The following is an 8,807-nucleotide window of genomic DNA, read 5'->3' on the forward strand; positions in this document are numbered from 1 at the left end:
TCAGCCACCAGGAATATGTCGTACTGAGCCTCAATTCCCGGACAGTTACCCCCAAAGGCCTTATTACCTGACTAAATGCCAGGTATTGCTGCATTACATCCTGCGAACGATCTTCCAGCCCTGCCAACTTGGGCAGCTTACTGAAGGCCTCCAGAGACCCCGGTCTGAAGACTTCTCCGTCTTCATCAATCAAACCGTCATCCTGCCAGCGGGCAATCGGTTTTCGTTCTTCCAGCCTGACTATCAGAGTATCTGGCCACTCCCGACGTAGACTGGCTTCCCTCACCCAGGGCATATCCAGAACAGCCCTTCGCATCTTTTCCAGGTCAAGGTAAAAAAAACGGTTGACCAACCAGGGGGCCAGCCGTTTTTCAACATCACCACGTTCCAGATAATTGAACGTAGAACGCACTTCCACCCGTGCTATCGGCTGATTAAGCCACATCATCAACGTCGGCCAGATCCACAGAACAGTCCCGGCCAGAGCGCAGACAACAGTCAACCCAAAGCAGCGCTTCCATGGAATGAAACGAGCCTGCTTTTTGTCTCTTGCCACACTCGCCCGACGGCTCCGCTTGCCAGAGTTGTCAGATAGCTTCTGATTCAGTCTGAACAAGCTCGTTGCTTTCCTTTATTCCAGGCTCTTTCTGGCGAGCCGGTGACAGGGACGACTTCAGAATCTCCAGAACCAATGCTTCGAAACACAAACCCACTGACTTTGCGGCCATAGGAAAAAGACTTGTCTCAGTCATACCGGGCACAGTATTAACCTCAAGCAGCCAGAATTGCCCTCTCTCGTCCTGCATAAAATCAACTCGCCCCCAGCCAGAGCAGCCCAGTGTTTCGAAAGCGGTCAGAGCCAGTGCCTGAAGCTCTTGCTCTTTGCTTTCAGACAGGCCACAGGGCAAGTGGTATTGAGTATTCCCTGAGATATACTTGGCGTCATAGTCATAAAAAGACTCTGCCGACTCGATTCGAATAGCAGGCAGAGGCTGCCCGTTAAGAATCGCTACGGTAAATTCAGGACCATCAATAAACTGCTCCACCAGCACGCCCCCCCCCGTATTCTGAAGCCTGCTCCCAGGCTGGAAGCAGATCCTGCTCCTGATCCACTCTTGAGATCCCTACGCTGGAGCCTTCCAGACTGGGTTTTACGAAAGCCGGTAATAACTCTGCACAGCAGTCCAGGCTTTCAACCCGTTCAATCAGCATAAAATCCGGAGTGGGTAAACCCACCGCCTGCCAGAGCAGCTTGCTTCTGTATTTATCCATCGCCAATGCTGAAGACATGATGTCACTGCCCGCATGGGGAATATCCATTTGATCAAGCAACCCCTGCACCGTACCATCCTCGCCGCGGGGACCATGCAGGGCAATAAAAACGCGATCAGGCTTCTGTTCAACCAGCTGACTGACCAGCCCGTCGACAGGATCAATACAACAACATTCTATGCCACTGTTTTGCAGGGCTTCAAAGATTCGTGTACCTGATGCCAGACTCACTTCACGTTCGGCCGAGCAACCACCCAGTAAAACGGCTACCTTACCGAGCACTTTTCTTAGCTTTTGGCTGTCTGCATCGATGGCAACTTGCCCCTGATCTTGGCTGTACATCTTCAAGCTACCTTTCCGTCCCGAGTTATGTCTGCCAGTTTTTTACCCAGCTCTGTCGTCAGCCTCACAGCCAAAGCACCGATGTCTCCGGCACCCTGAGTCAAAACAAGGTCGTTATCTTGAACAACACCTTGCAGAAACTTGCTTACTTCATCGGGATTGGAGATAAAAATGGGCTCCAACTGGCCTCTCTGACGAATGCTTCGACAGAGGCTTCGTGTGTCTGCACCCGGAATCGGATCTTCTCCTGCCGGATAGACTTCCATCAAAAGCAAGACATCAACCTGGGACAGCACTTCAACAAAATCCTCGTAAAGATCTCGGGTTCTCGAATAGCGGTGTGGCTGATACACCATTACCAGCCGCTTGTCTGGCCATCCAGCCCGGATAGCCTTGATCGTTGCCGCCACCTCTGTCGGGTGGTGCCCATAATCGTCAACGAGCATCATCCGGGCAGACTCAGTCTGAAAATGTCCCTGCACCTGGAATCGTCTGCCAACACCCTGGAATTGCCTGAGCCCCTCACAGATGACGTCATCGGGCATACCTTCATCCGATGCCACGATAAAGGTGGCAAGCGCATTGAGAACATTGTGACGGCCAGGTATATTCAGCTCAACTTTTACCTTTTTGTTGTCGTGAGATTTCCGCTCGAGCTCAAAACAGGTTCTCATACCCTTCTGCTGGATATTAACCGCTCGGAAATCCGCCCCCTCACACTCACCATAAGTGATAACTTGTCGTTTAATTGATGGTAACAGTTCTTGCACTACAGGACAGTCTGTACAGACCACAGCCAGGCCATAAAATGGCAGGTTGTGAAGAAAATCCACAAAGGTTTTCTTGAGCTTGCCAAAGTTTCCCTCGTATGTGGCCATATGATCTGCATCAATGTTAGTGACAATAGAGACCATCGGTTGCAGGTGCAGGAAAGATGCGTCCGACTCATCCGCTTCTGCCACGAGGTAGCGACTGCCTCCGAGCTTGGCATTGGTACCAGCAGAATTCAGACGACCGCCAATGACAAAAGTAGGATCCAGACCACCGTAGCCCAACACCGAAGCCAGCAGACTGGTAGTGGTTGTCTTGCCATGAGTACCCGCCACTGCGATGCCATGACGGTAGCGCATCAGTTCGGCCAGCATCTCAGCCCTGGGAACCACCGGTACACGTCGTTTTCTAGCCTCAACCACTTCCGGATTTTCCAAAGCGACTGCTGTAGAAGTGACCACTACATCCGCCCCTTCAACATTAGCGGCTTCATGACCAATGAAGACGGTAATTCCCTGATCTTCCAAACGTCGGGTTACCGGTGAGCGTCTAATATCCGATCCTGAGATCTGGTAGCCCTGATTCTTCAGCACTTCGGCAATACCGCACATGCCCGAACCACCTATGCCGACAAAATGAATGTTTTTTATACGACGCATTTCAGGTATAGGTGCCACAGGAAAAATAGGTTTATTAGCGGGCATGTGCCACCTCCAGACAATGATCAGCTACTTCCTCGGCTGCCATAGGCTTTGCAACGCTGCCCGCAGCCCTGGCCATGTTAACCAGCTGTTCAGGATTGCCCACAAAATTCTCTAACATATTGATCAGACAGGTTTCGTTCAGTTCTTTTTGTTGCACCATCATAGCCGCACCCTGATTGACCAGGTACTGACCATTAACGGTTTGATGATCATCAACAGCATGGGGATAAGGCACCAGCAGGGCCGCCCTCTGAGCCATGGCCAGTTCCGAGACCGTCAGAGCCCCGGACCGACAAATCACCAGGTCTGCCCAATCATAAGCACCGGCCATATCATCGATAAAGGGTTCCAGGCGGCCCTCTATATTCAGAGCACGATATGACTCACGAGTAGCAGCCAAATTACTTTTCCCGGTTTGATGCCAAACCTCGATGCGACCTTTAAACCGGGTGAGCGCTTTTGGAACCAGCTCGTTGATGGCTACAGCACCTTTACTGCCACCTAACACCAGCAGCTTTAAAGACCTGCCATTCAGTTGTGCGGGTAACTCCAAATCAGCGATATCTGTTCTAACCGGATTACCCGTCAGAATAAGTTTCCCAGAGCTATTGACTGGACCGAAAGCTCCTGGAAAAGCCAGCAACACTTTGCGGGCAATTCTGGATAAAATCCTGTTTGTGAAGCCTGCAATAGCATTCTGCTCGTGGATCACCAGAGGGATACCTGACAAACGAGCTGCCAACCCACCCGGACCAGTGACAAAACCACCCATACCCAAAACACAGACAGGGTTGCAGCTTCGAATTACTTTTACGGACCGATACAGCGGAACAGCCAACTTCCAGGGCGCTTTCATTAGAAAGCTCAAACCTTTACCCCTTAGCCCGGTGACCGGGATAAAACTGATTTCAAATCCATGGCGCGGCACCAGTTCAGCTTCCATACTGTCGGGCGTTCCCAACCAGTGAATGGTGTAGCCACGCTTCTCAAGTTCTCTGGCCGTGGCCAGCGCAGGGAAAATATGCCCGCCAGTACCACCAGCCATTATTAAAACAGTAGGTTTGTCAATAGTACTCATGGCGCCCCTCTGCTTTTTTTGTCTGTTTCGACATTAAACTGACGTCGTTCATAATCAATTCGCAGCAACAATCCAAAAGCCAGGCAGTTTATCAACAGGCTACTACCTCCATAACTGATCAGAGGCAACGCCAGCCCTTTCGTGGGCAGCAATCCGGTATTTACACCGATGTTGATCAGCGCCTGACTGCTATACAGTAAACCAATGCCATAGGCGACATAGCCATGGAACAGTAATTTTTTTGCTTCTGCCCGGTAACCGATTTGCAAAGCTCTCCAGGAAATAAATAGGATCAAAGTCAGAACGAAGACCGCCCCGAGGACACCAAACTCTTCAGCCAGAACAGCAAAGATAAAATCGGTATGAGCTTCCGGCAAATAGAACAGTTTTTGCAGACTGTTACCCAACCCTTCACCAAACCATTCACCCCGCCCAAAGGCAATCAGGGACTGGGTCAACTGATAGCCACTGCCAAAAGCATTGGCCCAGGGGTCCATATAAGAAGCCAGACGCGCCATGCGATAAGGCTCAAAAACAATCAAGGCAGCAATAGAGCCCACCAGCAGCAGGATGAGAATAATGAACTGCCAGAGTCTGGCACCTGCCAGAAAGATCATCCCCATGGAAGCCCCCATCAATACCACAAGGGCTCCGAGGTCCGGCTCCATTAGCAATAGTGTGGATGAAACAAAAAGAATGGTCATAGGCTTGAAAAAGCCAGTCCATTTGGTTCTGACTTCATCCAGGCGACGAACCAGGTAGGCTGCCAGATAAACGACAATCATCAGCTTGGCCGCTTCTGATGCCTGCAGATTGAAAAAGCCCAGAGGAATCCAGCGAACACTGCCATTGACCTCCCGGCCCACAACCAGCACAGCCAACAGTAAACCCAAACCACCAAAGAGGGAAAGCCAACTGTATTTCTCTATCGTTTTCACCGGTACCATCAAAATGCCTCCCATCAGGGACAGGCCGACAAAAACAAAAAAAACCTGCTTGATCAGAATGTAAAACGGATTAGAGTAAAGACTGCCCGCTACTTCCATGGAAGCGGAACTAACCATAATCAGACCAATCACCAGAAGCACCAGCACAGCACCCAGCAACGGAAAGTCAAGAGCACTGTCTCGACGGCCCGCAAAGGGTGACCTTATTTCGCTGAGAAGCTTATGGTGTAGAGTCATGCAAGGCGCTCCCTGACCAGAGTCGTAAAGACATCGCCACGCTGCTCAAAGCTTTTAAACATATCAAAACTGGCACAGGCGGGAGCCAGCAGCACGGCATCACCGCTCTCACTGACCTCGCAGGCATGATCTATTGCAGCAGCCAGATCTCTGGCATATTGAACCGGGATCACGTTACCGATGGCGTTATCGATATCAGCTGCGTCACGCCCTATCAGCACAACCTCACGACCATACTTTTGTAACGGTTGTTTCAGTTGATTAAAATCCGCCCCCTTGCCATCCCCACCGGCAATAAGAACAATTTTTCCGCTCAGGGTTTCACCCAAGCCTTCGATAGCCGCAACCGATGCACCGACATTGGTGGCTTTGGAATCATTAATCCAGACCACACCGTTTTTTTCAGCTACCCACTGGCATCGATGAGGAAGACCTGTAAAGTGGCTCAGAGCCTTCAGCATAGGCACCATCGGGATACCCACTGACTCACCCAGAGCCAGGGCAGCCAGCGCATTCAACTGATTGTGACGACCCGACAACTTCATGGCCGCTGTATTGAGAAGCCTTTCAACACCTTTACAAAGCCATGTATCTTCTTGATCCTCTATTAAACCATAGTCGTGCAAATCAGGTTTGCCGGAAGTAAACGCTGTTGCTGGTGTAGCTTGGGGAAGAAGAGGCACAGTCAGGGCATCCTGCTTGTTGTATACCGCATGTTTACAACCACGGTATATACGCTGCTTCGCCTTATGGTAGTCCATCATGGACTCATAACGATCCATATGATCAGGACTGATGTTCAACACTGTCGCAGCAACTGCACGTAAAGAGTGAGTGGTTTCCAGCTGGAAGCTGGACAATTCCAGGATATAGAGATCGACATCTTGCCTTTTAAGCAGATCAAGAGCTGGAGTGCCAATATTGCCACCCACTGCAACATTCCAACCGGCCTCTTGAACCATTTCTCCCAGCAGGGCTGTCACAGTGCTTTTGCCATTAGAGCCAGTGATGGCGACGACGGGTTTATCCACCTCACGACAGAACAGCTCAATATCACCCACCGCCTCAGCCCCCTTACTGACAGCATCAGCAATCTCTGGAGTAGCCAGTGCAATACCAGGACTGAGAATCAACTCATCCGCCGAATTCAACCACTCCGGGTTCAACCCACCCAGATGGACGGGTACATCCGGGAAAACGGCTTTGAGTTCATCAATGCCAGGAGGGTTATCCCGAGTATCCATCACTTTAAATGAACGTTGTCTTGCAGCAAGATACCGCACACAGGACATCCCGGTCTTCCCGAGACCGACTACAACCCTTGTACGATTTGAGCTTATCAATGCTGACACGCTTATTTTTCCCGAGCAAAAACTGTGTTAACGAATCTTCAGTGACGCAAGACCAATCAGGACCAGAATCAGGGTAATAATCCAGAAACGGACAATCACCCGGGGCTCAGGCCAGCCCTTCAATTCAAAATGATGATGCAGTGGTGCCATACGGAATATTCGGCGCCCGGTGAGCTTGAACGAAGCCACCTGGAGAATCACCGACACTGTCTCCATGACAAAAACTCCACCCATAATGACCAGCACAATTTCCTGACGCACGATCACCGCCAGCACACCTAATGCCGCACCAAGAGCCAGAGCACCCACATCGCCCATAAAGACCTGGGCGGGATAGGTATTGAACCAGAGAAATGCCAGGCCCGCTCCACCTATGGCAGCGCAAAAAACGACCAGTTCCCCGGAACCGGGCACAAAGGGTATAAGCAGGTACTGGGCAAAGTTCGCATGACCACTGGCATAGGCAAAAACAGCCAGTGCAGAAGCCACCAGAACAGTAGGCATGATTGCCAGACCATCCAGACCATCAGTCAGATTCACAGCATTACTGCAACCGACAATGGTCAGGTAAGCCAGTACAACAAAAAATGGCCCAAGATCAATGACGACGTTTTTGAAGAAAGGTACAATCAGACTGGTCTCTACCGGTGCTTTAGCTGTGGCGTAAAGAAAGACAGCCGCACCCAGCCCACCCACTGACTGCCAAAAAAACTTCCAGCGTGCAGGCAGGCCTCTTGAATTTTTCTCCACCACCTTACGGTAGTCGTCTACCCAGCCAACAACTCCAAACACCACTGTCACCAGTAAAACCACCCAGATGTAGCGATTACTTAAGTTGGCCCACAAGAGGGTACTGGCCGCGATACAAACCAGAATCAATGCCCCCCCCCATAGTAGGTGTTCCGGCTTTGCTGAGGTGCGACTGTGGACCATCATCACGCACAGCCTGACCAATCTGGTGATAACTCAGTCGACGAATCATATAAGGCCCCAGCCAGAGCCCCATACCCAGTGCAGTAAGCACACCCAGAATCGCTCTCAGTGTGAGATATTTGAAAACGGCAAAGCCGTGGTAGTATTGCGACAAGAAATCCGCAAGCCAGAGCAGCATTATCAGCGCTCTCCCTTATATTCTGATCCCACAAGGGATCTGACTACATCCAACATATTCATTCCATTCGATCCCTTGACGAGAACCGTGATGGGACAATCCGCCTGTTGCTCTCTGAACACTTGTATCCGGGTTCTTACCCAGTTCGAGAGAGCCTCTTTATCATCAAAATGCTGCCCTTTACTGTCATGAAGGTCATTTTTGAACGCTTCAACCGCCGCAACAGACGCCTGACCGTAAGCAGCAAAATCATCAATACTTTGAGCAGCTGCATACTCACCCACATCAACATGTCGGGCTTGTGTTACCTCACCGAGGTCCAGCATGTCCCCCAGCACCATAATGGTTCTACCCTCACAATCTGCCAACTGATCGATGGCGGCCAGGGTGGCAATCGGACTGGCGTTATAACTTTCGTCAATGACCAGAACACTATTCGACAGAAAGTAACGGGTCCCCCTTTGTTGATAGGGCCGGGCATTTTCCAGCCCCTTGACAATAATGTCCAGCCCCAGCCCCACAGCAGATGCTGCTGCGGCAGCGCAACAGGCATTCTGAACCTGATGTTTTCCCCAGAAAGACAGGTTGACGATCGCCTGCTTTTCAGCCTCTTCCTGAACAACATGCAACCTGAAGCTCATACCTTCAGACGTTGAAGATACCTCTGAGGCAAACACGTCAGCTTCCTGTTTATCCAGACTAAAAGACAGCACTTTTCGACCAGACTGTTTCAATGCCCTTTCTTTCCAGCGCTGGAAGCTGGGATCATCGAAATTCAGTACAGCAGTACCGCTTTTTTTGAGACCTTCAAGAATAAAGCCCTTTTCATGAATGACCCCCTCAAGCGTTAACAAATCCTTGAGGTGATTCTCTGAAGCATTGGTAATGATGGAAACATCCGGTTCAGTCAGGCGAGTGATGTAATTAATCTCACCGGGTGAACTGGTTCCCAATTCAATCACTGCGTGCTGGTGATCTTCTTCCAGTCTGAAC

Annotated in this window: 6 protein-coding genes and 2 pseudogenes; all 8 read right to left on the minus strand. The window is 50.6% G+C overall.

Annotated features, from left to right (window positions below):
• Positions 1 to 616: cell division protein FtsQ/DivIB (locus tag KDK16_RS11830; RefSeq protein WP_257276273.1), on the minus strand; the 616-nt coding region annotated here is incomplete at its 3' end.
• Positions 588 to 1,614 (minus strand): annotated as a pseudogene (locus KDK16_RS11835) (D-alanine--D-alanine ligase). The pseudogene KDK16_RS11835 and the gene KDK16_RS11830, both read right to left, overlap by 29 nt.
• 2 nt (positions 1,615 to 1,616) lie before the next feature.
• Complete coding sequence (gene murC / locus KDK16_RS11840; RefSeq protein WP_257276274.1) at positions 1,617 to 3,089, minus strand: UDP-N-acetylmuramate--L-alanine ligase; 1,473 nt, start codon at positions 3,087 to 3,089, stop codon at positions 1,617 to 1,619.
• Positions 3,079 to 4,167 carry an undecaprenyldiphospho-muramoylpentapeptide beta-N-acetylglucosaminyltransferase gene (gene murG / locus KDK16_RS11845; RefSeq protein WP_257276275.1) on the minus strand — a complete coding sequence of 363 codons (1,089 nt, stop codon included), beginning with the start codon at positions 4,165 to 4,167 and terminating at the stop codon, positions 3,079 to 3,081. The genes murC and murG overlap by 11 nt, the downstream gene beginning before the upstream one ends.
• Complete coding sequence (gene ftsW / locus KDK16_RS11850; protein ID WP_257276276.1) at positions 4,164 to 5,351, minus strand: putative lipid II flippase FtsW; 1,188 nt, start codon at positions 5,349 to 5,351, stop codon at positions 4,164 to 4,166. The genes murG and ftsW overlap by 4 nt, the downstream gene beginning before the upstream one ends.
• Positions 5,348 to 6,703 (minus strand): UDP-N-acetylmuramoyl-L-alanine--D-glutamate ligase, encoded by a 1,356-nt coding sequence (murD, locus tag KDK16_RS11855; protein WP_257276277.1) that lies wholly within the window; start codon positions 6,701 to 6,703, stop codon positions 5,348 to 5,350. Before murD ends, ftsW begins: the two co-directional genes overlap by 4 nt.
• Before the next feature lie 27 nt (positions 6,704 to 6,730).
• A pseudogene (gene mraY / locus KDK16_RS11860) lies at positions 6,731 to 7,814 on the minus strand (phospho-N-acetylmuramoyl-pentapeptide-transferase).
• A gap of 2 nt (positions 7,815 to 7,816) precedes the next feature.
• A partial coding sequence (murF, locus tag KDK16_RS11865) for a UDP-N-acetylmuramoyl-tripeptide--D-alanyl-D-alanine ligase (RefSeq protein ID WP_257276278.1) occupies positions 7,817 to 8,807 on the minus strand: 991 nt, incomplete at its 5' end.

The sequence above is a fragment of the Endozoicomonas sp. SESOKO4 genome, from assembly GCF_024606275.1.

Bases quoted from the DNA above. Each gene is read 5' to 3' on its own strand.
- murC (WP_257276274.1), bottom strand. From the start codon at position 3,089: ATGCCCGCTAATAAACCTATTTTTCCTGTGGCACCTATACCTGAAATG.
- murG (WP_257276275.1), bottom strand. From the start codon at position 4,167: ATGAGTACTATTGACAAACCTACTGTTTTAATAATGGCTGGTGGTACT.
- ftsW (WP_257276276.1), bottom strand. From the start codon at position 5,351: ATGACTCTACACCATAAGCTTCTCAGCGAAATAAGGTCACCCTTTGCG.